A 26,360-nucleotide genomic window follows, 5' to 3' on the forward strand; every position below is an offset into this window, starting at 1 on the left:
TGTAGGGGAGTCTTATTTTTATGCTAGAAAGTAATGCTATACTATATTCAATGATTAGTAATGACTAACTTTCTAATTGTTTCATTGCGTAAGGTATTTCATTGATAAGTCTTGATGGTGGCACCACATACATATCTTTTGCAAGATTTTCGCCAATAAAACTATGTGTATATGTGGCACTCATAACCGCTTCTTTTAAGTTATCAAATTGACCAACAAAACTTGTAATCATACCAGCAAGTGTATCGCCCATACCACCAGTCGCCATTGCTGGGCTACCGATTGTCAATTTAAAGTCTTCATCTTTAAAGAAAATTTCAGTGCCATGTTTTTTAAGTACAACAGTTGCGCCTAAACGATCAACTGCTTCACGATTACGCTCATATGTCTGTTCCTCAATAGGAATACCACTTAATCGCTCCCATTCTTTGAGATGCGGAGTAAAAATCACGCGACATGTAGGTAATTGCGGTTTCAGTTTACTAAATATTGTAATCGCATCGCCGTCTACGATTAAATTTTGATGCGGTTGTATATTTTGTAGTAGGAATGTAATGGCATTATTTCCTTTGAAATCAACACCAAGACCTGGACCAATTAATATACTGTCAGTCATTTCAATCATTTTCGTCAACATTTTCGTATCATTAATATCAATAACCATCGCTTCTGGGCAACGAGAATGTAATGCTGAATGATTTGTTGGATGTGTAGCTACAGTGATTAAACCACTACCGCTAAATACACATGCACGAGCCGCTAACATAATGGCGCCACCTAAGTTAGCAGATCCACCAATTAATAAAATTTTGCCATAATCACCTTTATGTGAATCTTCTTTACGCTTAGGAATGTTAATAGAATTTAACGTTTCCATAGTGATATAACCTCCCATGTAAAAGCCTTTTCCGAATTTATTCAATTTTAAAAATATATAGCAACTTTTAACAAAATGTATTATAAATTTCTGAATTCATTATTATTTGTCGTTAAATACAATAGAAAATACTATACCTGTATATGCAATTCGTCAATAGATAAATTATTAAATATGCTTACAACAATCTTAATATCCTTTAACGCACTACAATAGTGCTCTGATAATAGGTTATAAATGTACATAAAACCATTGTTTCAATAAAAATGAAAACGTATACTTCAAGAAGGATGGGTTACTTAATATAAACAAGGGGGTAACATATATGACTTTATATTTAGATGGTGAAACACTAACAATTGAGGATATTAAATCATTTTTACAACAACAATCAAAGATTGAAATTATTGATGATGCGTTAGAACGTGTCAAAAAAAGTAGAGCGGTAGTTGAACGTATTATTGAAAATGAAGAAACAGTTTATGGCATTACAACAGGATTCGGATTATTTAGTGATGTGCGTATAGACCCAACACAATACAATGAATTACAAGTGAATCTGATACGCTCACATGCCTGTGGATTAGGTGAGCCATTTTCAAAAGAAGTAGCACTCGTTATGATGGTATTAAGATTAAATACATTATTAAAAGGGCATTCAGGTGCTACCTTAGAATTAGTGAGACAATTACAATTTTTTATAAATGAACGTATTATACCGATAATACCGCAACAAGGGTCACTAGGTGCATCAGGAGATTTAGCGCCATTATCACATTTAGCATTAGCATTAATTGGTGAAGGGAAAGTGTTTTATAAAGATGTAGAAATGGATAGTGCAGAAGTATTAAAGCAATTAAATAGTCAACCTTTGAACCTTCAGGCTAAAGAAGGTTTAGCATTGATTAATGGTACGCAAGCTATGACAGCTCAAGGTGTCATTAGTTATATAGAAGCAGAAGATTTAGGTTACCAATCTGAATGGATTGCTGCATTAACGCATCAGTCTCTTAATGGCATTATAGATGCATATCGACATGATGTGCACGCTGTTCGTAATTTTCAAGAACAGATGAATGTGGCAGCGCGTATGCGTGATTGGTTAGAAGGATCAATATTAACGACGCGACAAGCAGAAATACGTGTACAAGATGCATATACGTTGCGTTGTATACCACAAATCCATGGCGCGAGTTTTCAAGTATTCAATTATGTTAAACAGCAATTGGAATTTGAAATGAATGCGGCTAATGATAATCCACTTATATTTGAGGAAGCAAATGAAACGTTTGTTATTTCAGGTGGTAACTTCCATGGACAACCTATTGCTTTTGCATTAGATCATCTTAAATTAGGTGTAAGTGAATTAGCAAACGTATCGGAACGTCGTCTAGAGCGACTAGTAAATCCTCAATTAAATGGTGATTTACCAGCATTTCTTAGTCCAGAGCCAGGATTGCAAAGTGGCGCGATGATTATGCAATATGCTGCTGCAAGTCTCGTTTCTGAAAATAAAACTTTAGCGCATCCAGCGAGTGTTGATTCTATCACTTCATCTGCGAACCAAGAAGATCACGTATCTATGGGAACTACAGCTGCTAGACATGGTTATCAAATTATTGAAAATGCAAGACGTGTGTTGGCAATCGAATGTGTTATTGCATTACAAGCAGCAGAGTTGAAAGGTGTCGAAGGATTATCACCAAAAACACGTCGCAAGTATGATGAGTTTCGAAGTATCGTGCCATCCATTACACATGACCGTCAATTTCATAAAGATATTGAAGCGGTTGCACAGTATTTAAAGCAATCAATTTATCAAACGACTGCATGTCACTAAATCGACATGAGTGATGTTTGAAATCGTTACTTGAAAAAGCAAATATAGTTTGCTATATTAAAAATAACTTAATAAGACATTGTTCGTAGGACAAGTAATATATAGTGTTCGATATCAGAGAGCTTGTGGTTAGTGTGAACAAGAATCAATATATATATGAATCTACCTACTTATTTAAAAGAACAATCGGTGATAACCGTTATTTTAGTGAAGTGCAATTTAGGTTTAGTGTATCTTTATAACTTAAATTGTTAAATAGGGTGGCAACGCGTAGACCACGTCCCTTGTAGGGATGTGGTCTTTTTTTATTTTCTAAGAAATAAAGACGTACGTCATTCCATAATAAATGATAATTATTTGGGAAAGGATGAAGGTTAATGTTAGACATTAGATTATTCAGAAATGAGCCTGACACAGTTAAGAGCAAAATTGAATTACGTGGAGATGATCCAAAAGTTGTAGATGAAATTTTAGAATTGGATGAGCAACGACGTAAATTAATTAGTGCAACAGAAGAAATGAAAGCACGTCGTAATAAAGTAAGCGAAGAAATCGCATTAAAAAAACGTAATAAAGAAAATGCTGATGATGTGATTGCTGAAATGCGCACATTAGGTGACGATATTAAAGAAAAAGATAGTCAATTAAATGAAATTGATAATAAAATGACAGGTATCCTTTGTCGTATTCCAAATTTAATAAGTGATGATGTACCTCAAGGTGAATCTGATGAAGATAACGTTGAAGTTAAAAAGTGGGGTACACCACGTGAGTTTTCATTTGAACCAAAAGCACATTGGGATATTGTAGAAGAATTGAAAATGGCTGATTTTGATCGTGCAGCAAAAGTTTCAGGTGCGCGTTTTGTATATTTAACAAATGAAGGTGCGCAATTAGAGCGTGCTTTAATGAACTATATGATTACAAAACATACAACACAACATGGTTATACAGAAATGATGGTACCACAGCTTGTGAACGCAGATACAATGTATGGTACAGGTCAATTACCTAAATTTGAAGAAGATTTATTTAAAGTAGAAAAAGAAGGATTATATACAATTCCAACTGCTGAAGTACCATTAACGAATTTCTATCGTAATGAAATTATTCAACCAGGTGTACTTCCTGAAAAATTCACTGGTCAATCTGCATGTTTCCGTAGTGAAGCAGGATCAGCAGGTAGAGATACAAGAGGATTAATTCGTTTACATCAATTCGATAAAGTGGAAATGGTACGTTTTGAACAACCTGAAGATTCATGGAATGCTTTAGAAGAAATGACAACAAACGCAGAAGCAATTCTAGAAGAGTTAGGTTTACCATACCGTCGTGTTATTTTATGTACAGGTGATATTGGATTTAGTGCAAGCAAAACATATGATTTAGAAGTTTGGTTACCAAGCTACAATGATTATAAAGAAATTAGTTCATGTTCAAACTGTACGGATTTCCAAGCGCGTCGTGCTAACATCCGCTTCAAGCGTGACAAAGCAGCTAAACCAGAATTAGCACATACATTAAATGGCAGTGGTTTAGCAGTTGGACGTACATTTGCTGCTATTGTTGAAAATTACCAAAATGAAGATGGAACAGTAACAATTCCAGAAGCATTAGTACCATTTATGAGTGGTAAAACACAAATTTCAAAACCAGTTAAATAAAGGCTTTAGCTACAAGTTTTAGAAAGTATATATCTACGTATACTTAAAGCAAGGGCAAGATACTTTAAATAATATTTTAAAAAGTGGTGACGAAGCTGTCGCCACTTTTTTTGTGCTGTAAAAGTATAATAGTGAGCCAATGCACATAATAACAATAAATTAAGTTTGTTGTTCAATGGGATGAACGCATTTCATTATAGAAACAATATGAGATAATGATGATGAACTAAAACAATCTAAAACGTAACAAGTTTGAGCAAAACTATTATAGTCAATTAAGTGATAAAAAACTGATTTCGTTGCTGTAGTATGAGTAATATCGATGGAGTAGGGGGGGAGGGGATGATGAGTATAAGTGTTTGAGACACGAATCAATATCCCAGACTCATCATTAGATATAAAAAATTATAAAATTAGTACTTAAAAATAAACACCAAATCCGCATAAAATATGGAGGTAGTCTTAAATAAAAAATTGAAAGTTCTCGAAAATAAAAAGTTAATATGAAGCTGATTAAAGACTTCGGTATGTCTAACCTCAGACAAACTGATGTCTAATGTTATTGCTTAGGGTATAGAACTGTATTAGACTAGGTATATTATTTTTTCGTAATTATAAAAATATAAAGTGACAAAGGAGGTAATTGAGATGACAACGCATTTAAGTTTTAGACAAGGCGTGCAAGAGTGTATCCCAACATTATTGGGTTATGCCGGTGTCGGTATTTCATTTGGTATTGTGGCTTCGTCTCAAAACTTTAGTATTTTAGAAATTATCTTGCTATGCCTTGTGATATATGCTGGTGCTGCGCAATTTATTATGTGCGCGCTGTTTATAGCAGGTACACCGATATCAGCGATTGTACTAACTGTATTTATCGTAAATTCAAGAATGTTCCTTTTAAGTATGTCGCTTGCACCAAACTTCAAGACATATGGGTTTTGGAACCGTGTTGGATTAGGTTCATTAGTAACTGACGAAACGTTTGGTGTTGCCATTACACCTTATTTAAAAGGAGAAGCTATCAATGATCGCTGGATGCATGGTCTTAATATTACAGCATATTTATTTTGGGTAATTCCGTGTGTAGCTGGGGCTTTATTTGGCGAATATATCTCAAATCCACAAGCATTAGGATTAGACTTTGCTATCACGGCTATGTTTATCTTTTTGGCCATTGCGCAATTTGAATCAATTACTAAATCGCGATTAAGAATTTACATAGTACTCATTATTGCCGTCATAGTAATGATGTTATCGTTAAGTATGTTTATGCCTTCATATCTAGCAATATTAATTGCAGCCACAATTTCAGCAGCGTTAGGAGTGATGATGGAACGATGATAACTCATATGAATATCTTAATACTTATTTTATTGTGTGGTATCATAACGCTATTAATTCGAATTATACCTTTTATCATGATTTCAAAAGTGCAATTGCCTGATGTTGTGGTTCGATGGCTATCATTTATCCCAATCACACTATTTACGGCACTTGTCATTGACAGCATTATTCAACAGACGCCTCATGGTGAGGGGTATACATTAAACATCCCTTACATTATCGCGCTCATTCCGACGGTTATTTTATCTATAATCACGCGTAGTTTAACTATTACAATTATTAGTGGGATTATTATCATGGCAACATTACGATTTTTCTTTTAAAAATAACTGAAAATCATTGAACAGATATTTAAACTTAGGTAAACTGTTAGTAATCAGAAAATTCTGATATACAAATCGTCTATGTTAAGATTGGGAATCGTATACACGAAAGCGATTTGGCTAACGCATGACAATGATAACAACATTTTAAATGATAAAAGTAATTCATCACTGAATCTCAACTAACACATAACAATTTCATATTTCTTATTGTGAGAAGTTGAGGGACTTGGCCCTGTGATACTTCAGCAACCGACTTTATAGCACGGTGCTAAAACCAACGAGTTACTCGAATGATAAGTATAAAGACTTCTTACTTTTCAATAGGGTGAGAAGTTTTTTTGTTTAAGGAGGAAAGAACAATGACAAATTACACAGTAGATACTTTAAATCTAGGGAAATTTATTACAGAATCTGGGGAAGTCATAGATAACTTGCGTTTGAGATATGAGCATGTCGGTTATCATGGACAACCATTAGTTGTAGTTTGTCATGCATTAACTGGCAATCATTTAACATATGGAACAGATGATTATCCGGGTTGGTGGCGAGAAATTATTGATGGGGGATATATACCCATTCACGATTATCAATTTTTAACATTTGATGTTATTGGTAGTCCTTTCGGTTCAAGTTCACCTTTAAACGACCCTCATTTTCCTAAAAAATTAACATTAAGAGATATTGTTAGAGCGAATGAACGAGGTATACAAGCGCTTGGTTATGACAAAATTAATATTTTAATAGGGGGAAGTCTTGGAGGTATGCAAGCGATGGAACTACTTTACAATCAACAGTTTGAAGTAGATAAAGCCATTATTCTTGCTGCAACAAGCCGAACATCATCTTATAGTAGAGCTTTCAATGAAATTGCGCGTCAGGCCATTCATCTTGGTGGTAAGGAAGGTCTAAGTATTGCACGCCAATTAGGTTTTTTGACATATCGATCATCGAAAAGTTATGATGAACGTTTCACACCGGATGAAGTAGTCGCATACCAGCAACATCAAGGTAATAAATTTAAAGAACGATTCGATTTGAATTGTTATCTGACACTGCTAGATGTATTGGATAGTCACAACATTGACCGAGGTCGCACAGACGTAACGCATGTTTTTAAAAATTTAGAAACGAAAGTCTTAACAATGGGCTTTATAGATGATTTGCTATATCCGGATGATCAAGTTCGTGCATTAGGTGAACGTTTTAAATATCATCGTCATTTCTTTGTACCTGATAACGTTGGTCATGATGGATTCCTACTAAACTTTAGTACCTGGGCACCTAACTTATATCATTTCTTAAATTTAAAGCATTTTAAGCGCAAGTAATAATGTATATTTTCAAAGAATGAAGCCACTAAATCACAGTTATCATATTCAAAAACATCTAGAGTACATGAGAGTGGAAATGAATTGTAAATCAAAATCAAGCTTGATTGCTATGTAGTGGGATTAAATAATCATGTTGAAAATGAAAGCACACAAAAGCGATTCAAATGAGTATGTTAATTACTTATAAAACATGAAAGTTATTATTCAATTAAATGAAATAGAAGCATACAATCTATAAATTGTTAAATTCCATTAAAGAGGTTAAAATAATAGCTATAGTTAAAAATATGGGAGTGGCTTATGTGTTTTCAAAAATACAACCTAAAGCAACAATAATTGCAACGATTACGTTGGTATTTGTCGCTTTAGCTTTATATCTAGTGCCTGGTTTAGGACTAATATTTGCATTATTTGCAACCATACCAGGTATCGTTTTATGGAATAAATCAATACAATCTTTCGGGATTAGTGCACTTATTACAGTAATTATAACAACTGTTTTAGGTAATACTTTCGTTTTAAGTGCCATCATATTAGTCTTAATTGCAAGTTTAATTATTGGTCAATTGCTCAAAGAAAGAACGTCTAAAGAAAGAATATTATACGTAACAACAGTAGCGATGAGCTTAATTTCATTAATCGCTTTTATGTTACTACAAACATTCGGAAGAATTCCACCATCAGCGAGCATAGTAAAACCTTTCAAGCAAACATTACATGAAGCGATTACGATGAGCGGTGCCGATGCGAATATGACCCAAATATTAGAAGAAGGGTTTAGACAAGCGACCGTTCAATTACCAGGTTTCATCATTATCATTACATTTTTAATCGTCTTAATTAACTTAATCGTTACATTTCCGATTTTACGAAAATTTAAAATCGCTACACCTGTATTTAAGCCACTTTTCGCGTGGCAAATGAGCGGTATTTTATTATGGATATACATTATTGTTATCATATGTTTATTATTTACAGGTCAACCGAGTGTGTTCCAGAGCATTCTTTTAAACTTCCAACTTGTGTTATCATTAGTAATGTATATTCAAGGTTTAAGTGTTATTCATTTCTTTGGTAAAGCGAAAGGTTTGCCGAATGCAGTAACGATTTTACTATTGATTATCGGTACAATACTGACACCTACGACACATATTGTAGGACTACTTGGTGTTATCGATTTAAGTTTGAATTTGAAGCGAATCATGAAAAATAATTCTAAAAAGTGAATAGAGGTGGAATAATGAATCGGCAGTCCACTAAGAAAGCTTTACTAATACCATTTGTCATCATGATCATCACAGCAATTGTTTTAATGGGTGTATGGTTTATCTTTAATAGTCTTATAGCATTAATTGCATCTATCGTTCTTGTCGTGATGATTATTGTTAGCATCGTTTTATTCAGACAAGCTTTAATGAAAATGGATAGTTATGTAGATGGTTTGAGTGCTCAAATTTCAACAACAAATAATAAAGCAATCAAACATTTACCAATTGGTATCATTGTTTTAGATGAAAATGATCACATCGAATGGGTTAACCAATTTATGACAGATCATATGGAAGCAAACGTCATTTCTGAATCTGTAAATGAAGTATTTCCAAACATTTTAAAGCAATTAGATAGAGTGAAATCCGTTGAAATAGAATATAATCAGTATCATTTCCAAGTACGTTATTCTGAGAATGATCACTGCCTCTATTTCTTTGATATAACTGAACAAGTACAAACAAATGAACTATATGAAAATTCTAAACCAATCATTGCGACATTATTTTTAGATAACTACGATGAGATTACGCAAAATATGAATGATACGCAGCGTTCGGAAATCAATTCAATGGTAACGCGTGTTATTAGTCGATGGGCAACTGAGTATAATATATTCTTTAAAAGGTATAGTTCCGATCAATTCGTAGCCTATTTAAATCAAAAAATATTAGCTGACTTAGAAGAATCTAAATTTGATATCTTGAGTCAATTACGTGAAAAAAGTGTTGGTTATCGTGCCCAATTAACATTAAGTATCGGTGTTGGTGAAGGTACTGAAAATTTAATCGACTTAGGTGAATTATCACAATCAGGCCTAGACTTAGCATTAGGACGTGGTGGTGACCAAGTTGCAATTAAAAGTATTAATGGTAATGTGCGCTTCTATGGCGGTAAGACTGACCCGATGGAGAAACGTACTCGTGTAAGAGCGCGTGTTATCTCACATGCGTTAAAAGATATCCTTGCAGAGGGTGACAAAGTCATTATCATGGGACATAAACGTCCTGACTTAGATGCAATTGGTGCAGCAATCGGTGTGTCTAGATTTGCAATGATGAATAATTTAGAAGCATACATCGTATTAAATGAGACTGACATTGATCCAACATTACGACGCGTGATGAACGAAATAGATAAAAAGCCAGAGTTAAGAGAGCGATTTATTACATCAGATGATGCTTGGGATATGATGACATCTAAGACAACCGTAGTGATTGTTGATACGCATAAACCGGAACTGGTTTTAGATGAAAATGTCTTAAATAAAGCAAACCGTAAAGTTGTTATCGATCATCATAGACGTGGTGAAAGCTTCATCTCTAATCCATTGTTGGTATATATGGAACCATATGCAAGTTCGACAGCTGAATTGGTAACAGAGTTACTGGAATATCAACCAACAGAACAACGTTTAACACGTCTTGAATCAACAGTGATGTATGCAGGTATTATTGTAGATACAAGAAACTTTACATTACGAACAGGATCAAGAACATTCGATGCAGCGAGTTATTTACGTGCACATGGTGCAGATACGATTTTAACGCAACATTTCTTAAAAGATGATGTGGATACTTACATTAATCGATCTGAATTAATTCGAACTGTAAAAGTCGAAGATAATGGCATAGCCATTGCGCATGGTTCAGACGATAAAATTTATCATCCAGTAACAGTTGCACAAGCAGCAGATGAACTGTTAAGTTTAGAAGGTATTGAAGCATCATATGTTGTTGCGAGACGTGAAGATAATTTGATTGGTATATCTGCGCGTTCACTCGGTTCAGTAAATGTTCAGTTAACAATGGAAGCACTTGGTGGCGGTGGACATTTAACCAATGCTGCAACACAACTTAAAGGTGTGACAGTCGAAGAGGCGATAGCACAATTACAACAAGCAATTACAGAACAATTAAGTAGGAGTGAAGATGCATGAAAGTAATTTTTACACAAGATGTTAAAGGTAAAGGTAAAAAAGGTGAAGTTAAAGAAGTACCAGTAGGTTATGCAAATAACTTCTTATTGAAAAAGAATTATGCTGTAGAAGCAACACCAGGTAATCTTAAACAATTAGAGTTACAGAAAAAACGTGCAAAACAAGAACGCCAACAAGAAATTGAAGATGCTAAAGCATTAAAAGAAACTTTATCAAACATTGAAGTTGAAGTTTCAGCAAAAACTGGTGAAGGTGGTAAATTGTTTGGATCAGTAAGTACAAAACAAATTGCCGAAGCACTAAAAGCACAACATGATATTAAAATTGATAAACGTAAAATGGATTTACCAAATGGAATTCATTCCCTAGGATATACGAATGTACCTGTTAAATTAGATAAAGAAGTTGAAGGTACAATTCGCGTACACACAGTTGAACAATAAAGTTGGATTGAAATAAGAGGTGTAACCATTCATGGATAGAATGTATGAGCAAAATCAAATGCCACATAACAATGAAGCTGAACAGTCTGTCTTAGGTTCAATTATTATAGATCCAGAATTGATTAATACTACTCAGGAAGTGTTGCTTCCTGAGTCGTTTTATAGGGGTGCCCATCAACATATTTTCCGTGCAATGATGCACTTAAATGAAGATAATAAAGAAATTGATGTTGTAACATTGATGGATCAATTATCGACGGAAGGTACGTTGAATGAAGCGGGTGGCCCGCAATATCTTGCAGAGTTATCTACAAATGTACCAACGACGCGAAATGTTCAGTATTATACTGATATCGTTTCTAAACATGCATTAAAACGTAGATTGATTCAAACTGCAGATAGTATTGCCAATGATGGATATAATGATGAACTTGAACTAGATGCGATTTTAAGTGATGCAGAACGTCGAATTTTAGAGCTATCATCTTCTCGTGAAAGCGATGGCTTTAAAGACATTCGAGACGTCTTAGGACAAGTATATGAAACAGCTGAAGAGCTTGATCAAAATAGTGGTCAAACACCAGGTATTCCTACAGGATATCGAGATTTAGACCAAATGACAGCAGGGTTCAACCGAAATGATTTAATTATCCTTGCAGCGCGTCCATCTGTAGGTAAGACTGCGTTCGCACTTAATATTGCACAAAAAGTTGCAACGCATGAAGATATGTATACAGTTGGTATTTTCTCACTAGAGATGGGTGCTGATCAGTTAGCCACACGTATGATTTGTAGTTCTGGTAATGTTGACTCAAACCGCTTAAGAACCGGTACTATGACTGAGGAAGATTGGAGTCGTTTTACTATAGCGGTAGGTAAATTATCACGTACGAAGATTTTTATTGATGATACACCGGGTATTCGAATTAATGATCTACGTTCTAAATGTCGTCGATTAAAGCAAGAACATGGCTTAGACATGATTGTGATTGACTACTTACAGTTGATTCAAGGTAGTGGTTCACGTGCGTCTGATAACAGACAACAGGAAGTTTCTGAAATCTCTCGTACATTAAAAGCATTAGCCCGTGAATTAGAATGTCCAGTTATCGCGTTGAGTCAGTTATCTCGTGGTGTTGAACAACGACAAGATAAACGTCCGATGATGAGTGATATTCGTGAATCTGGTTCGATTGAGCAAGATGCCGATATCGTTGCATTCTTATACCGTGATGATTACTATAACCGTGGTGGCGATGAAGATGATGACGATGATGGTGGTTTCGAGCCGCAAACGAATGATGAAAACGGCGAAATTGAAATCATCATTGCTAAGCAACGTAATGGTCCAACAGGCACAGTTAAGTTACACTTTATGAAACAATATAATAAATTTACAGATATCGATTATGCACATGCTGATATGATGTAAAAAAGTTTTTCCGTACAATAATCATTTTAGTGATAAAATTGTACGGTTTTTATTTTGTTCTGAACGGGTTGATATATGTTAAGTTTGTGTATTGAAAGTGATGGATTAGTGCTGACAACGCCTCTGTTAAAGGGTTTTTAGGACGTTTAAGACGATTTGTTAAAATGATTTTTTCTTTTAAAAAGGCCGAAAATCAATGTTCGATTTTTATTTGCATTATGGTCTCGATATTGGTAGAATATCAAATGGTTAAATGAGAAAAACTTGGAGGTGCTCACATGTCATCAATCGTAGTAGTTGGGACACAATGGGGAGACGAAGGAAAAGGAAAAATAACGGATTTCTTGGCAGAACAGTCAGATGTTATCGCGCGTTTTTCAGGTGGTAATAATGCAGGCCATACCATTCAATTTGGCGGAGAAACATATAAATTACATTTAGTACCATCTGGTATCTTTTACAAAGACAAATTAGCGGTAATCGGTAACGGAGTCGTTGTTGATCCAGTTGCACTATTGAAAGAATTGGACGGATTAAATGAACGTGGCATACCTACAAGTAATTTACGTATTTCTAATCGTGCGCAAGTGATTTTACCTTACCACTTAGCACAAGATGAATATGAAGAACGTTTACGTGGTGATAACAAAATTGGTACAACTAAAAAAGGTATCGGTCCAGCATATGTAGACAAAGTTCAACGTATCGGTATTCGTATGGCAGATTTACTTGAAAAAGAAACATTCGAAAGATTATTAAAATCAAACATTGAATATAAACAAGCATATTTCAAAGGCATGTTTAACGAAACATGCCCATCATTTGATGATATCTTTGAAGAATATTATGCAGCAGGTCAACGTCTAAAAGAATTTGTAACAGACACATCAAAAATCTTAGACGATGCATTTGTAGCAGATGAAAAAGTACTTTTCGAAGGTGCGCAAGGTGTAATGTTAGATATCGACCACGGTACATATCCATTCGTTACATCAAGTAACCCAATTGCAGGTAATGTTACTGTAGGTACAGGTGTAGGTCCAACATTTGTTTCTAAAGTAATTGGTGTATGTAAAGCTTATACATCACGTGTTGGTGATGGTCCATTCCCAACTGAATTATTCGATGAAGATGGACATCATATTAGAGAAGTTGGTCGTGAATACGGTACAACAACAGGACGTCCACGTCGTGTAGGTTGGTTTGACTCAGTTGTATTACGTCACTCTCGTCGTGTAAGTGGTATTACAGATTTATCTATTAACTCTATCGATGTGTTAACTGGTTTAGACACAGTGAAAATCTGTACAGCTTATGAATTAGACGGTAAAGAAATTACTGAGTATCCAGCAAACTTAGATCAATTAAAACGTTGTAAACCAATCTTTGAAGAGTTACCAGGTTGGACAGAAGACGTAACAAATGTGCGCACTTTAGAAGAATTACCTGAAAATGCACGTAAATATTTAGAGCGTATTTCTGAATTATGTAATGTACAAATTTCTATCTTCTCAGTTGGTCCAGATAGAGAACAAACAAACTTATTAAAAGAATTGTGGTAGAACTTTATACAAGTAATACACAATGATATAAACGAATGAGCCTTCTATCTTTATTGGTAGGAGGCTTTTGCTATGTTTGCTTCTGTATCGATTCGATTATTTAGATAAAAATTACTAACGTAAAGGTGGTATTTGCTAGTCATAATTTAGAAGATTAGATGATATTTAACGAAAATTAAGATGAAATACTTGAATGTAATAAGTCTGATGTCGAAAATAGCTATTAAAATAGAGTAGACGTAAGTGTAAATGAAAGTATCTAAAATAGAAAAATTTCAAAAATAGCGTAATTATTATAATAAATAGACTGCCAATAAAATGCAATTTTTCACTTATAACATTCTTCAAAAAATAATAGCAAAATTATGTAAAAAATATCTTGTCATGGCAAGATTGGCTGTGCTATAATCTATCTTGTGCTTAAGAACGGCTCCTTGGTCAAGCGGTTAAGACACCGCCCTTTCACGGCGGTAACACGGGTTCGAGTCCCGTAGGAGTCACCATGTTTTAGGTCTCGTAGTGTAGCGGTTAACACGCCTGCCTGTCACGCAGGAGATCGCGGGTTCGATTCCCGTCGAGACCGTACAAATGCCTATCCAAGAGGATAGGCATTTTTTTACGTTTAAAATTATATCAATTGAAGACAAATGGACGAATGATAAACAAAATGATTTATCTATTCGTCCATTTTATTTATAATGTATAAACTTCTGGTAATTCAGTTGCAATGTATTAAAGACAAATGTAGAAAACAAATTCTTTAATTAGATTACCATGTGCCTTGATTAACATACTTTTTCATAGTGATAGACCAAAAGAGCCCACTTAACATAAATATAATAGTATTTATTTTCCTCACATCCACACCAATAGGAATCCCGATTTTTTCGCACCTTTAATAATATAAAAATGATTTCGTGGTCATATTATAGGGAAAGACTAATTATTATCACAATCCGCCGTGAGAAACTAATAAAAAATATTAATATATAAGTTTATATTGGAAAATAGAATTAATAGCTTATAAATGGTAAATTATATAATAGGTTACTATACGTTATAAGACGGAAAATGCGCACAATAACAAAAATAGTAAGCGACATCCTGTGATTTTTTACACAAACATAAACGATAAAGAACAAAAAATGATAAAATAATATTAATGATTTAAGAAAAGAGGTTTATGCAAATGGCTAGAAAAGTTGTTGTGGTTGATGATGAAAAACCGATTGCTGATATTTTAGAATTTAACTTAAAAAAAGAAGGATACGATGTGTACTGTGCATACGATGGTAATGATGCAGTCGACTTAATTTATGAAGAAGAACCAGACATCGTATTATTAGATATCATGTTACCTGGTCGTGATGGTATGGAAGTATGTCGTGAAGTGCGCAAAAAATACGAAATGCCAATTATAATGCTTACTGCTAAAGATTCAGAAATTGATAAAGTGCTTGGTTTAGAACTAGGTGCAGATGACTATGTAACGAAACCGTTTAGTACGCGTGAATTAATCGCACGTGTGAAAGCGAACTTACGTCGTCATTACTCACAACCAGCACAAGACACTGGAAATGTAACGAATGAAATCACAATTAAAGATATTGTGATTTATCCAGACGCATATTCTATTAAAAAACGTGGCGAAGATATTGAATTAACACATCGTGAATTTGAATTGTTCCATTATTTATCAAAACATATGGGACAGGTAATGACACGTGAACATTTATTACAAACAGTATGGGGCTATGATTACTTTGGCGATGTACGTACGGTCGATGTAACGATTCGTCGTTTACGTGAAAAGATTGAAGATGATCCGTCACATCCTGAATATATTGTGACGCGTAGAGGCGTTGGATATTTCCTCCAACAACATGAGTAGAGGTCGAAACGAATGAAGTGGCTAAAACAACTACAATCCCTTCATACTAAACTTGTAATTGTTTATGTATTACTGATTATCATTGGTATGCAAATTATCGGTCTGTATTTTACAAATAACCTTGAAAAAGAGCTGCTTGATAATTTTAAGAAGAATATTACGCAGTACGCTAAACAATTAGAAATTAGTATTGAAAAAGTATATGACGAAAAGGGCTCCGTAAATGCACAAAAAGATATTCAAAATTTATTAAGTGAGTATGCCAACCGTCAAGAAATTGGAGAAATTCGTTTTATAGATAAAGACCAAATTATTATTGCGACGACGAAGCAGTCTAACCGTAGTCTAATCAATCAAAAAGCGAATGATAGTTCTGTCCAAAAAGCACTATCGCTAGGACAATCAAACGATCATTTAATTTTAAAAGATTATGGCGGTGGTAAGGACCGTGTCTGGGTATATAATATCCCCGTTAAAGTCGATAAAAAGGTAATAGGTAATATTTATATCGAATCAAAAATTAATGACGTTTATAACCAATTAAATAATATAAATCAAATATTCATTGTTGGTACAGCTATTTCATTATTAATCACAGTCATCCTAGGATTCTTTATAGCGCGAACGATTACCAAACCAATCACCGATATGCGTAACCAGACGGTCGAAATGTCCAGAGGTAACTACACGCAACGTGTGAAGATTTATGGTAACGATGAAATTGGCGAATTAGCTTTAGCATTTAATAACTTGTCTAAACGTGTACAAGAAGCGCAGGCTAATACTGAAAGTGAGAAACGTAGACTGGACTCAGTTATCACCCATATGAGTGATGGTATTATTGCAACAGACCGTCGAGGACGTATTCGTATCGTCAATGATATGGCACTTAAGATGCTTGGTATGGCGAAAGAAGACATCATCGGTTATTACATGTTAAGTGTATTAAGTCTTGAAGATGAATTTAAACTTGAAGAAATTCAAGAGAATAATGATAGTTTCTTATTAGATTTAAATGAAGAAGAAGGTCTAATCGCACGTGTTAACTTTAGTACGATTGTGCAGGAAACAGGATTTGTAACGGGTTATATTGCTGTGTTACATGACGTGACTGAACAACAACAAGTTGAACGTGAGCGTCGTGAATTTGTTGCCAATGTATCACATGAGTTACGTACACCTTTAACTTCCATGAATAGTTACATTGAAGCACTTGAAGAAGGTGCATGGAAAGATGAGGAACTTGCGCCACAATTTTTATCTGTTACCCGTGAAGAAACAGAACGAATGATTCGACTTGTCAATGACTTGCTACAGTTATCTAAAATGGATAATGAGTCTGATCAAATCAATAAAGAAATTATCGACTTTAACATGTTCATTAATAAAATTATTAATCGACATGAAATGTCTGCGAAAGATACAACATTTATTCGAGATATTCCGAAAAAGACGATTTTCACAGAATTTGATCCTGATAAAATGACGCAAGTATTTGATAATGTCATTACCAATGCGATGAAATATTCTAGAGGCGATAAACGTGTCGAGTTCCACGTGAAACAAAATCCACTTTATAATAGAATGACGATTCGTATTAAAGATAATGGTATCGGTATTCCTATCAATAAAGTCGATAAAATATTCGACCGATTCTATCGTGTAGATAAGGCACGTACGCGTAAAATGGGTGGTACTGGATTAGGACTAGCCATTTCGAAAGAGATTGTGGAAGCGCACAATGGTCGTATTTGGGCAAACAGTGTAGAAGGTCAAGGCACATCTATCTTTATCACACTTCCATGTGAAGTCATTGAAGACGGTGATTGGGATGAATAATAAGGAACATATTAAATCTGTCATTTTAGCGCTACTCGTCTTGATGAGTGTCGTATTGACATATATGGTATGGAACTTTTCGCCTGATATTGCAAATGTCGACAATACAGATAGTAAGAAGAGTGAAACGAAACCTTTAACGACACCTATGACAGCCAAAATGGATACAACTATTACGCCATTTCAGATTATTCATTCGAAAAATGATCATCCAGAAGGTACGATTGCGACGGTATCTAATGTGAATAAACTGACGAAACCTTTGAAAAATAAAGAAGTTAAGTCCGTGGAACACGTTCGTCGTGATCATAACTTGATGATTCCAGGTTTGAGCAGTGATTTTACATTATTCGATTTTACGTATGATTTACCGTTATCAACATATCTTGGCCAAGTACTGAACATGAATGCGAAAGTACCAAATCATTTCAATTTCAATCGTTTAGTTATTGATCATGATGCTGATGATAATATCGTGCTTTATGCTATAAGCAAAGATCGCCACGATTACGTAAAATTAACAACTACAACGAAAAATGATCATTTTTTAGATGCATTAGCAACAGTGAAAAAAGATATGCAACCATACACAGATATCATCACAAACAAAGATACAATTGATCGTACGACGCATGTTTTTGCACCAAGTAAACCTGAGAAGTTAAAAACATATCGCATGGTATTTAACACGATTAGTGTTGAGAAAATGAATGCTATACTATTTGACGATTCAACCATCGTTCGTAGTTCAAAGAGTGGTGTTACAACCTACAACAATAATACAGGTGTCGCAAACTATAACGATAAAAATGAAAAATACCATTATAAAAACTTGTCCGAAGATGAAGCAAGTTCAAGCAAAATGGAAGAAACGATTCCAGGAACCTTTGATTTTATTAATGGTCATGGTGGTTTCTTAAACGAAGATTTCAGATTGTTTAGTACGAATAATCAGTCAGGCGAGCTAACATATCAACGTTTCCTTAATGGTTATCCAACGTTTAATAAAGAAGGCGCTAATCAAATTCAAGTCACTTGGGGTGAAAAAGGCGTCTTTGATTATCGTCGTTCGTTATTGCGTACCGACGTTGTTTTAAACAGTGAAGATAATAAAACGTTGCCGAAATTAGAGTCTGTACGTTCAAGCTTAGCGAACAATAGTGATATTAATTTTGAAAAAGTAACGAATATCGCTATCGGTTACGAAATGCAAGATAATCCGGATCATAATCACATTGAAGTGCAGATTAACAGTGAACTCGTACCACGCTGGTATGTAGAATATGATGGCGAATGGTATGTTTATAACGATGGGAGGCTTGAATAAATGAACTGGAAACTGACGAAGACGCTTTTCATTTTCGTGTTTATTCTTGTCAACATCGTGTTAGTATCGATTTATGTTAATAAAGTCAATCGCTCACACATTAATGAAGTTGAGAGTAATAATGAAGTTAATTTTCAGCAAGAAGAAATTAAAGTACCGGCTAGTATTTTAAATAAATCAGTTAAAGGCATACAATTAGAACAAATTACGGGGCGTTCAAAAGACTTTAGTTCTAAAGCTAAGGGCGATTCGGATTTGACCACATCAGATGGTGGAAAATTATTAAATGCAAACATTAGCCAATCAGTAAAGGTCAGTGACAATAACTTAAAAGATTTGAAAGATTATGTTAACAAACGTGTGTTCAAAGGTTCAGAATATCAATTAAGTGAAATTAGTTCTGGTTCTGTAAAATACGAACAAACGTATGATAATTTCCCGATTTTGAATAATAGTAAAGCGATGTTGAACTTTAATATAGAAGATAACAAAGCGACTAGTTATAAACAATCAATGATGGATGACATTAAGCCTACAGATGGTGCAGATAAGAAGCATCAAGTGATTGGTGTGAGAAAAGCAATCGAGGCATTATATTATAATCGTTACTTGAAAAAAGGTGATGAAGTCATTAATGCTAGACTCGGTTACTACTCAGTCGTGAATGAAACGAATGTTCAATTGTTACAACCAAACTGGGAAATTAAAGTGAAGCATGACGGTAAGGACAAAACGAATACTTACTATGTCGAAGCGACAAATAATAACCCTAAAATTATTAATCATTAATATGAATCGTAATAAGCTAGCATTGCAAGCTCATCATATGTGAGAAGCGGTGCTAGCTTTTTGCTGGTATGGTTTATTATGGCTGACGTTTTTGCGTCCTAACATGCGCATTTATTCATGTATTAAGTAGAACCGTATTGTAAAATTAACGTAACTGCTATTTTAAAAACTTTAGTATTTGTCTAATCATTGTTATAATAATTAGGACATTCATTGCACGTGATTATCAAAATTTAATTATAAGAGACCGGTCGATGAACTAAAGTTACATAATAGGAAAGGTATACAAAACAGCTAATATACTGATAGTTTCTGTAGGGAAAATCGTATATTTGCACTGATGTATATTGCAGTCATATAGAGAGAATGACTGCTTAAATAGAAAGGATGAGCCGCTTGATACGCATGAGTGTATTAGCAAGTGGTAGTACAGGTAACGCCACTTTTGTAGAAAATGAAAAAGGTAGTCTATTAGTTGATGTTGGTTTGACTGGCAAGAAAATGGAAGAATTGTTTAGTCAAATTGACCGTAATATTCAAGATTTAAATGGTATTTTAGTAACCCATGAACATATTGATCATATTAAAGGATTAGGTGTTTTGGCGCGTAAATATCAATTGCCAATTTATGCGAATGAAAAGACTTGGCAGGCAATTGAAAAGAAAGATAGTCGCATCCCTATGGATCAGAAATTCATTTTTAATCCTTATGAAACGAAATCTATTGCAGGTTTCGATGTTGAATCGTTTAACGTGTCACATGATGCGATAGATCCGCAATTTTATATTTTCCATAATAACTATAAGAAGTTTACGATTTTAACAGATACGGGTTACGTGTCTGATCGTATGAAAGGTATGATACGTGGCAGCGATGCATTTATTTTTGAGAGTAATCATGACGTCGATATGTTGAGAATGTGTCGTTATCCATGGAAGACGAAACAACGCATTTTAGGCGATATGGGTCATGTATCTAATGAGGATGCGGGTCATGCGATGACAGACGTGATTACAGGTAACACGAAACGTATTTACTTATCGCATTTATCACAAGATAATAATATGAAAGATTTGGCGCGTATGAGTGTTGGCCAAGTATTGAACGAACACGATATTGATACGGAAAAAGAAGTATTGCTATGTGATACGGATAAAGCTATTCCAACACCAATATATACAATATAAATGAGAGTCATCCGATAAAGTTCCGCACTGCTGTGAAACGACTTTATCGGGTGCTTTTTTATGTTGTTGGTGGGAAATGGCTGTTGTTGAGTTGAATCGGATTGATTGAAATGTGTAAAATAATTCGATATTAAATGTAATTTATAAATAATTTACATAAAATCAAACATTTTAATATAAGGATTATGATAATATATTGGTGTATGACAGTTAATGGAGGGAACGAAATGAAAGCTTTATTACTTAAAACAAGTGTATGGCTCGTTTTGCTTTTTAGTGTGATGGGATTATGGCATGTCTCGAACGCGGCTGAGCAGCATACACCAATGAAAGCACAAGCAGCAACAACAGATAAGCAACAAGTAACGCCAACAAAGGAAGCGGCTCATCAATCTGGTGAAGAAGCGGCAACCAACGTATCAGCATCAGTACAGGGAACAGCTGATGATACAAACAACAAAGTAACATCCAACGCACCATCTAACAAACCATCTACAGCAGTTTCAACAACAGTAAACGAAACGCGCGACGTAGATGCACAACAAGCCTCAACACAAAAACCAACTCAATCAGCAACATTCAAATTATCAAATGCTAAAACAGCATCACTTTCACCACGAATGTTTGCTGCTAATGCACCACAAACAACAACACATAAAATATTACATACAAATGATATCCATGGCCGACTAGCTGAAGAAAAAGGGCGTGTCATCGGTATGGCTAAATTAAAAACAGTAAAAGAACAAGAAAAGCCTGATTTAATGTTAGACGCAGGAGACGCATTCCAAGGTTTACCACTTTCAAACCAGTCTAAAGGTGAAGAAATGGCTAAAGCAATGAATGCAGTAGGTTATGATGCTATGGCAGTCGGTAACCACGAATTTGACTTTGGATACGATCAGTTGAAAAAGTTAGAGGGTATGTTAGACTTCCCGATGTTAAGTACTAATGTTTATAAAGATGGGAAGCGCGCGTTTAAGCCTTCAACGATTGTAACGAAAAATGGTATTCGTTATGGAATTATTGGCGTAACGACACCAGAAACAAAGACGAAAACAAGACCTGAAGGCATTAAAGGTGTTGAATTTAGAGATCCATTACAAAGTGTGACAGCAGAAATGATGCGTATTTATAAAGACGTAGATACATTTGTTGTTATATCACATTTAGGGATTGATCCTTCAACACAAGAAACATGGCGTGGTGATTACTTAGTGAAACAATTAAGTCAAAATCCACAATTGAAGAAACGTATTACAGTCATTGATGGTCATTCACATACCGTACTTCAAAATGGTCAAATTTATAACGATGATGCATTAGCACAAACAGGTACAGCACTTGCGAATATCGGTAAGATTACATTTAATTACCGCAATGGAGCGGTATCGAATATTAAGCCGTCATTGATTAATGTTAAAGACGTTGAAAATGTGACACCGAACAAAGCATTAGCTGAACAAATTAATCAAGCTGATCAAACATTTAGAGCACAAACAGCAGAGGTTATTATTCCAAATAATGCGATTGATTTCAAAGGAGAAAGAGATGACGTTAGAACGCGTGAAACAAATTTAGGAAACGCGATTGCAGATGCTATGGAAGCATATGGCGTTAAGAATTTCTCTAAAAAGACTGACTTTGCCGTGACAAATGGTGGAGGTATTCGTGCCTCTATCGCAAAAGGTAAGGTGACACGCTATGATTTAATCTCAGTATTACCATTTGGAAATACGATTGCGCAAATTGATGTAAAAGGTTCAGACGTCTGGACAGCTTTTGAACATAGTTTAGGCGCACCAACAACACAAAAAGATGGTAAGACAGTATTAACAGCGAATGGTGGTTTACTACATATCTCTGATTCAATTCGTGTTTACTATGATATGAATAAACCATCTGGCAAACGAATTAACGCTATTCAAATTTTAAATAAAGAGACAGGTAAGTTTGAAAATATTGATTTAAAACGTGTATATCACGTAACGATGAATGACTTCACAGCATCAGGTGGCGACGGATATAGTATGTTCGGTGGCCCTAGAGAAGAAGGTATTTCATTAGATCAAGTACTAGCAAGTTATTTAAAAACAGCTAACTTAGCTAAGTATGATACGACAGAACCACAACGTATGTTATTAGGTAAACCAGCAGTAAGTGAACAACCAGCTAAAGGACAACAAGGTAGCAAAGGTAGTGAGTCTGGTAAAGATGCACAACCAATTGGTAAAGACAAAGTGATGAATCCAGCGAAACAACCAGCGCCAAGTAAAGTTGTGTTGTTACCAACGCATAGAGGAACTGTTAGTAGTGGTAGAGAAGGCTCTGATCGCGCATTGGAAGGAACTGCTATATCAAGTATGAGTGGGAAACAATTGGCTAACATGTCAGCGCCTAAAGGTAGCGCACATGAGAAACAGTTACCAAAAACTGGAACTGATCAAAGTTCAAGCCCAGCAGCGATGTTTGTATTAGTAGCAGGTATAGGTTTAATTGCGACTGTACGACGTAGAAAAGCTAGCTAAAATATATTGAAAACAATACTACTGTATTTCTTAAATAAGAGGTACGGTAGTGTTTTTTTATGGAAAAAAGCTATAACCATTGATAAATATGGGATATAAAAACGGGGATAAGTAATAAGACATCAAGGTATTTATCCACAGAAATGGGGATAGTTATCCAGAATTGTGTACAATTTAAAGAGAAATACCCACAATGCCCACAGAGTTATCCACAAATACACAGGTTATACACTAAAAAACGGGCATAAATGTCAGAAAAATATCAAAAACTGCAAAAAATATTGGTATAATAAGAGGGAACAGTGTGAACAAGTTAATAACTTGTGGATAACTGGAAAGTTGATAACAATTTGGAGGACCAAACGACATGAAAATCACCATTTTAGCTGTAGGGAAACTAAAAGAGAAATATTGGAAGCAAGCCATAGCAGAATATGAAAAACGTTTAGGCCCATACACCAAGATAGACATCATAGAAGTTCCAGACGAAAAAGCACCAGAAAATATGAGCGACAAAGAAATTGAGCAAGTAAAAGAAAAAGAAGGCCAACGAATACTAGCCAAAATCAAACCACAATCCACAGTCATTACATTAGAAATACAAGGAAAGATGCTATCTTCCGAAGGATTGGCCCAAGAATTGAACCAACGCATGACCCAAGGGCAAAGCGACTTTGTATTCGTCATTGGCGGATCAAACGGCCTGCACAAGGACGTCTTACAACGCAGTAACTATGCACTATCATTTAGCAAAATGACATTCCCACATCAAATGATGCGGGTTGTGTTAATTGAACAAGTGTATAGAGCATTTAAGATTATGCGTGGAGAGGCGTATCATAAGTGATGCTTGTTAGAATGATTTTTAACAATATGAAATAGCTGTGGAAGCTTAAACAATTTGTTTATCTAAGTACTTATTTAATAATTGATTGAACTGTGATTGGCACCAGGCTGTCTGGTAAATTGAGAAGTTGGGTTTTGGAGCGTATAAATGATAGAATTAATATAAAATTCAATTTGAGGAGTAGGAGATTATGTCGAATATAAAAACAACACTAGAGACGTCCGTAGGACTAGAAAAAGACAACGATAAGCTATTTGATTATATAACTGAATTAGAGATTCAAAACACGCCTGAAAACCGGGAAGCAAAAGTTGTTATTGAAGAAAGGTTACATAAAGAATATAAATATGAATTAGATCAAATGACACCAGAGTATGGAATACAAAAAGGCAGTGTTAGAATAGGTCATGCAGATGTTGTAATATTTCATGATTCTAAAGATAAATCTCAAGAGAATATTAAAATAATAGTAGAGTGTAAAAGAAAGAATCGCAGGGATGGTATTGAACAATTAAAAACATATCTTGCAGGGTGTGAGTCTGCAGAATACGGCGTTTGGTTTAATGGAGAAGATATAGTATATATAAAACGATTGAAAAAAGCACCACATTGGAAAACAGTATTTAATATACCGAGAAATGGAGAGAACTTAGGACTACCTGAAAAAAATTCACTATCTCCGGCTACAGAATTAGTTAAAATATTTGAAATTTGCCATAATCATGTATATGCGAATGATGGACATTTAAAAGATAAAGTTTTTAATGAAATGTTAAAGATTCTATTTATTAAATTAATGGATGAAAGGAATCATACTTCAAGAATTGCTGATTTCGGTATAACTGAACAAGAATATGATGAAATATTAAACCATAAAGAAAATGATTTTAAAGTGCGAATAAATAACTTATTTAACAAGGCTAAGAATAATTACCAAGACATTTTTAATCCTAATGAAAAAATAAATTTAAAGCTATCTACATTGGCTTTTGTAGTTGGTCAAATGCAGAACTTTGATTTATCACATTCATCTAGGGACGTTAAAGGTTTAGCATTCCAAAAATTTGTATATGCTCATCAACGTGGAGATAGAGGTGAGTTTTTCACACCGGATCCTATCATTGAGTTAGCAGTTAAGATGATTAATCCCAAAATTGATGAAACGATTTTAGATCCAGCTTGCGGTACAGGAGGTTTTCTTGTAGCAGCCTTAAAACACGTAGAAGAATCAATAATAGATTTAAAAGCTGAGAGACCTATTGATTTTGAAAAAGCAAAAACAGATTATGCACTTCGAAAATTGAGAGGTATAGACTTTAATCCTGACTTAGTAAAAGTTTCTAAAATGAGAATGATTCTTGAAGATGATGGTCATACAGGAATTTTTCAAGCTAACTCATTAGATACTTTGAGAGAAATAGAAATTCAAGCATTAAAATCAGGAGCAAATAATATTAATGAGAATTCTGTCGACATCATCCTAACTAATCCACCATTTGGACGTAAAGGAACTATTACAGATAAAGATATTTTACGACAATACGAGTTAGGACATCAATGGGTAAAGAACAATGATAGCTATGAAAATTCACATAAGGTTCTAGATGATCAGGTACCAGATATACTATTTATAGAGCGATGCTATCAATTCTTAAAAAACAAAGGGAAAATGGCAATTGTATTGCCGGATAGTGTGTTAACAGGTCCGAAATTACAGTACGTTAGAAACTATATCCTGAAACGTTTTAAAGTAGTAGGAGTAGTTTCTTTACCATATGAAACGTTTATTCCACATGGTGCCAATGTTAAAGCATCAATACTTTTACTTCAAAAACTAGATTCTAAAACAATGGAAGAATTAAATACAGATGGCTACGAATCTTTCATGTGAATCGTCTACACTTAATTGGACAAATTCTAT

Annotated in this window: 19 protein-coding genes, 2 tRNA genes, 1 riboswitch and 1 other annotated feature; of the genes, 20 read left to right on the forward strand and 1 reads right to left on the reverse strand. The window is 34.6% G+C overall.

The features are described 5' to 3' along the window. Positions 1–64 precede the first annotated feature (64 nt). Complete coding sequence (locus HMPREF2658_RS12770) at positions 65–877, reverse strand: NAD(P)H-hydrate dehydratase (protein ID WP_000449218.1); 813 nt, start codon at positions 875–877, stop codon at positions 65–67. Positions 878–1,202: 325 nt separating this feature from the next. On the opposite strand from HMPREF2658_RS12770, the gene hutH reads away from it, so the two are divergent. The 20 genes from hutH to HMPREF2658_RS12870 all read left to right on the forward strand — a co-directional run bounded on the left by hutH (position 1,203) and on the right by HMPREF2658_RS12870 (position 26,330). Continuing rightward, positions 1,203–2,717, forward strand: a complete 1,515-nt coding sequence (gene hutH / locus HMPREF2658_RS12775) for a histidine ammonia-lyase (RefSeq protein ID WP_000177475.1) — start codon at positions 1,203–1,205, stop codon at positions 2,715–2,717. Between the two features lie 72 nt (positions 2,718–2,789). Beyond that, positions 2,790–3,005: a binding site (T-box leader), on the forward strand. An 89-nt stretch (positions 3,006–3,094) separates the two neighbouring features. Further along, positions 3,095–4,381: a serine--tRNA ligase gene (serS, locus tag HMPREF2658_RS12780; protein WP_000884335.1), complete on the forward strand. Its 1,287-nt coding sequence runs from the start codon at positions 3,095–3,097 to the stop codon at positions 4,379–4,381. A gap of 648 nt (positions 4,382–5,029) precedes the next feature. After that, the gene (locus tag HMPREF2658_RS12785; protein ID WP_000207101.1) at positions 5,030–5,725 is read left to right on the forward strand and encodes an AzlC family ABC transporter permease; all 696 of its coding nucleotides are present in this window, start codon (positions 5,030–5,032) and stop codon (positions 5,723–5,725) included. Next, the gene (locus HMPREF2658_RS12790; RefSeq protein WP_000628045.1) at positions 5,722–6,051 is read left to right on the forward strand and encodes an AzlD domain-containing protein; all 330 of its coding nucleotides are present in this window, start codon (positions 5,722–5,724) and stop codon (positions 6,049–6,051) included. Before HMPREF2658_RS12785 ends, HMPREF2658_RS12790 begins: the two co-directional genes overlap by 4 nt. Positions 6,052–6,255: 204 nt before the next feature. Continuing rightward, positions 6,256–6,354, forward strand: a riboswitch (SAM riboswitch). A 59-nt stretch (positions 6,355–6,413) separates the two neighbouring features. Next, positions 6,414–7,382 (forward strand): homoserine O-acetyltransferase MetX, encoded by a 969-nt coding sequence (locus HMPREF2658_RS12795; RefSeq protein WP_000186494.1) that lies wholly within the window; start codon positions 6,414–6,416, stop codon positions 7,380–7,382. Between the two features lie 290 nt (positions 7,383–7,672). Beyond that, positions 7,673–8,611 (forward strand): YybS family protein, encoded by a 939-nt coding sequence (locus HMPREF2658_RS12800; RefSeq protein ID WP_001834404.1) that lies wholly within the window; start codon positions 7,673–7,675, stop codon positions 8,609–8,611. A 14-nt stretch (positions 8,612–8,625) separates the two neighbouring features. Continuing rightward, a complete protein-coding gene (gene gdpP, locus HMPREF2658_RS12805) occupies positions 8,626–10,593 on the forward strand; it encodes a cyclic-di-AMP phosphodiesterase GdpP (protein WP_001081645.1) in 1,968 nt (655 codons plus the stop codon). Further along, the gene (rplI, locus tag HMPREF2658_RS12810; protein ID WP_000864305.1) at positions 10,590–11,036 is read left to right on the forward strand and encodes a 50S ribosomal protein L9; all 447 of its coding nucleotides are present in this window, start codon (positions 10,590–10,592) and stop codon (positions 11,034–11,036) included. The genes gdpP and rplI overlap by 4 nt, the downstream gene beginning before the upstream one ends. Positions 11,037–11,067: 31 nt before the next feature. Further along, positions 11,068–12,468 carry a replicative DNA helicase gene (dnaB, locus tag HMPREF2658_RS12815; RefSeq protein WP_000375647.1) on the forward strand — a complete coding sequence of 467 codons (1,401 nt, stop codon included), beginning with the start codon at positions 11,068–11,070 and terminating at the stop codon, positions 12,466–12,468. Positions 12,469–12,746: 278 nt separating this feature from the next. Beyond that, positions 12,747–14,030 (forward strand): adenylosuccinate synthase, encoded by a 1,284-nt coding sequence (locus tag HMPREF2658_RS12820; RefSeq protein WP_000095327.1) that lies wholly within the window; start codon positions 12,747–12,749, stop codon positions 14,028–14,030. 428 nt (positions 14,031–14,458) lie between these two features. Beyond that, positions 14,459–14,533: transfer RNA gene (locus tag HMPREF2658_RS12825), tRNA-Glu, on the forward strand. A 7-nt stretch (positions 14,534–14,540) separates the two neighbouring features. After that, a tRNA-Asp gene (locus HMPREF2658_RS12830) sits at positions 14,541–14,613 on the forward strand. Positions 14,614–15,219: 606 nt separating this feature from the next. Then, entirely contained in the window at positions 15,220–15,921 is a 702-nt protein-coding gene (yycF, locus tag HMPREF2658_RS12835; protein WP_000101976.1) for a response regulator YycF, read from the forward strand. 12 nt (positions 15,922–15,933) lie between these two features. Beyond that, on the forward strand, positions 15,934–17,760 hold the full coding sequence (gene walK / locus HMPREF2658_RS12840) for a cell wall metabolism sensor histidine kinase WalK (RefSeq protein ID WP_000871607.1): 1,827 nt from the start codon (positions 15,934–15,936) through the stop codon (positions 17,758–17,760). Continuing rightward, positions 17,753–19,087, forward strand: coding sequence for a two-component system activity regulator YycH (gene yycH / locus HMPREF2658_RS12845; protein WP_001060151.1), 1,335 nt, complete (start codon positions 17,753–17,755; stop codon positions 19,085–19,087). Before walK ends, yycH begins: the two co-directional genes overlap by 8 nt. Further along, entirely contained in the window at positions 19,088–19,876 is a 789-nt protein-coding gene (locus tag HMPREF2658_RS12850) for a two-component system regulatory protein YycI (RefSeq protein WP_001104170.1), read from the forward strand. A 387-nt stretch (positions 19,877–20,263) separates the two neighbouring features. Continuing rightward, complete coding sequence (locus HMPREF2658_RS12855) at positions 20,264–21,064, forward strand: MBL fold metallo-hydrolase (RefSeq protein ID WP_000088649.1); 801 nt, start codon at positions 20,264–20,266, stop codon at positions 21,062–21,064. A gap of 227 nt (positions 21,065–21,291) precedes the next feature. After that, on the forward strand, positions 21,292–23,592 hold the full coding sequence (gene adsA, locus HMPREF2658_RS12860; RefSeq protein ID WP_000645776.1) for an LPXTG-anchored adenosine synthase AdsA: 2,301 nt from the start codon (positions 21,292–21,294) through the stop codon (positions 23,590–23,592). A 367-nt stretch (positions 23,593–23,959) separates the two neighbouring features. Next, on the forward strand, positions 23,960–24,439 hold the full coding sequence (gene rlmH, locus HMPREF2658_RS12865; protein WP_000704775.1) for a 23S rRNA (pseudouridine(1915)-N(3))-methyltransferase RlmH: 480 nt from the start codon (positions 23,960–23,962) through the stop codon (positions 24,437–24,439). A gap of 190 nt (positions 24,440–24,629) precedes the next feature. Beyond that, positions 24,630–26,330, forward strand: coding sequence for a type I restriction-modification system subunit M (locus HMPREF2658_RS12870; RefSeq protein WP_070854453.1), 1,701 nt, complete (start codon positions 24,630–24,632; stop codon positions 26,328–26,330). Positions 26,331–26,360: the final 30 nt, after the last annotated feature.

The sequence above is a fragment of the Staphylococcus sp. HMSC062H10 genome (assembly GCF_001836945.1).
GTDB classification, from domain to species: domain Bacteria; phylum Bacillota; class Bacilli; order Staphylococcales; family Staphylococcaceae; genus Staphylococcus; species Staphylococcus aureus.

Coding starts and splice junctions, on each gene's coding strand:
- HMPREF2658_RS12790 (WP_000628045.1), top strand. CDS start 5,722: ATGATAACTCATATGAATATCTTAATACTTATTTTATTGTGTGGTATC.
- yycH (WP_001060151.1), top strand. CDS start 17,753: ATGAATAATAAGGAACATATTAAATCTGTCATTTTAGCGCTACTCGTC.
- HMPREF2658_RS12770 (WP_000449218.1), bottom strand. CDS start 877: ATGGAAACGTTAAATTCTATTAACATTCCTAAGCGTAAAGAAGATTCA.
- HMPREF2658_RS12855 (WP_000088649.1), top strand. CDS start 20,264: ATGAGCCGCTTGATACGCATGAGTGTATTAGCAAGTGGTAGTACAGGT.
- serS (WP_000884335.1), top strand. CDS start 3,095: ATGTTAGACATTAGATTATTCAGAAATGAGCCTGACACAGTTAAGAGC.
- rlmH (WP_000704775.1), top strand. CDS start 23,960: ATGAAAATCACCATTTTAGCTGTAGGGAAACTAAAAGAGAAATATTGG.
- HMPREF2658_RS12820 (WP_000095327.1), top strand. CDS start 12,747: ATGTCATCAATCGTAGTAGTTGGGACACAATGGGGAGACGAAGGAAAA.
- HMPREF2658_RS12795 (WP_000186494.1), top strand. CDS start 6,414: ATGACAAATTACACAGTAGATACTTTAAATCTAGGGAAATTTATTACA.
- dnaB (WP_000375647.1), top strand. CDS start 11,068: ATGGATAGAATGTATGAGCAAAATCAAATGCCACATAACAATGAAGCT.
- gdpP (WP_001081645.1), top strand. CDS start 8,626: ATGAATCGGCAGTCCACTAAGAAAGCTTTACTAATACCATTTGTCATC.
- HMPREF2658_RS12800 (WP_001834404.1), top strand. CDS start 7,673: ATGGGAGTGGCTTATGTGTTTTCAAAAATACAACCTAAAGCAACAATA.
- walK (WP_000871607.1), top strand. CDS start 15,934: ATGAAGTGGCTAAAACAACTACAATCCCTTCATACTAAACTTGTAATT.
- HMPREF2658_RS12785 (WP_000207101.1), top strand. CDS start 5,030: ATGACAACGCATTTAAGTTTTAGACAAGGCGTGCAAGAGTGTATCCCA.
- yycF (WP_000101976.1), top strand. CDS start 15,220: ATGGCTAGAAAAGTTGTTGTGGTTGATGATGAAAAACCGATTGCTGAT.
- HMPREF2658_RS12870 (WP_070854453.1), top strand. CDS start 24,630: ATGTCGAATATAAAAACAACACTAGAGACGTCCGTAGGACTAGAAAAA.
- adsA (WP_000645776.1), top strand. CDS start 21,292: ATGAAAGCTTTATTACTTAAAACAAGTGTATGGCTCGTTTTGCTTTTT.
- hutH (WP_000177475.1), top strand. CDS start 1,203: ATGACTTTATATTTAGATGGTGAAACACTAACAATTGAGGATATTAAA.
- HMPREF2658_RS12850 (WP_001104170.1), top strand. CDS start 19,088: ATGAACTGGAAACTGACGAAGACGCTTTTCATTTTCGTGTTTATTCTT.
- rplI (WP_000864305.1), top strand. CDS start 10,590: ATGAAAGTAATTTTTACACAAGATGTTAAAGGTAAAGGTAAAAAAGGT.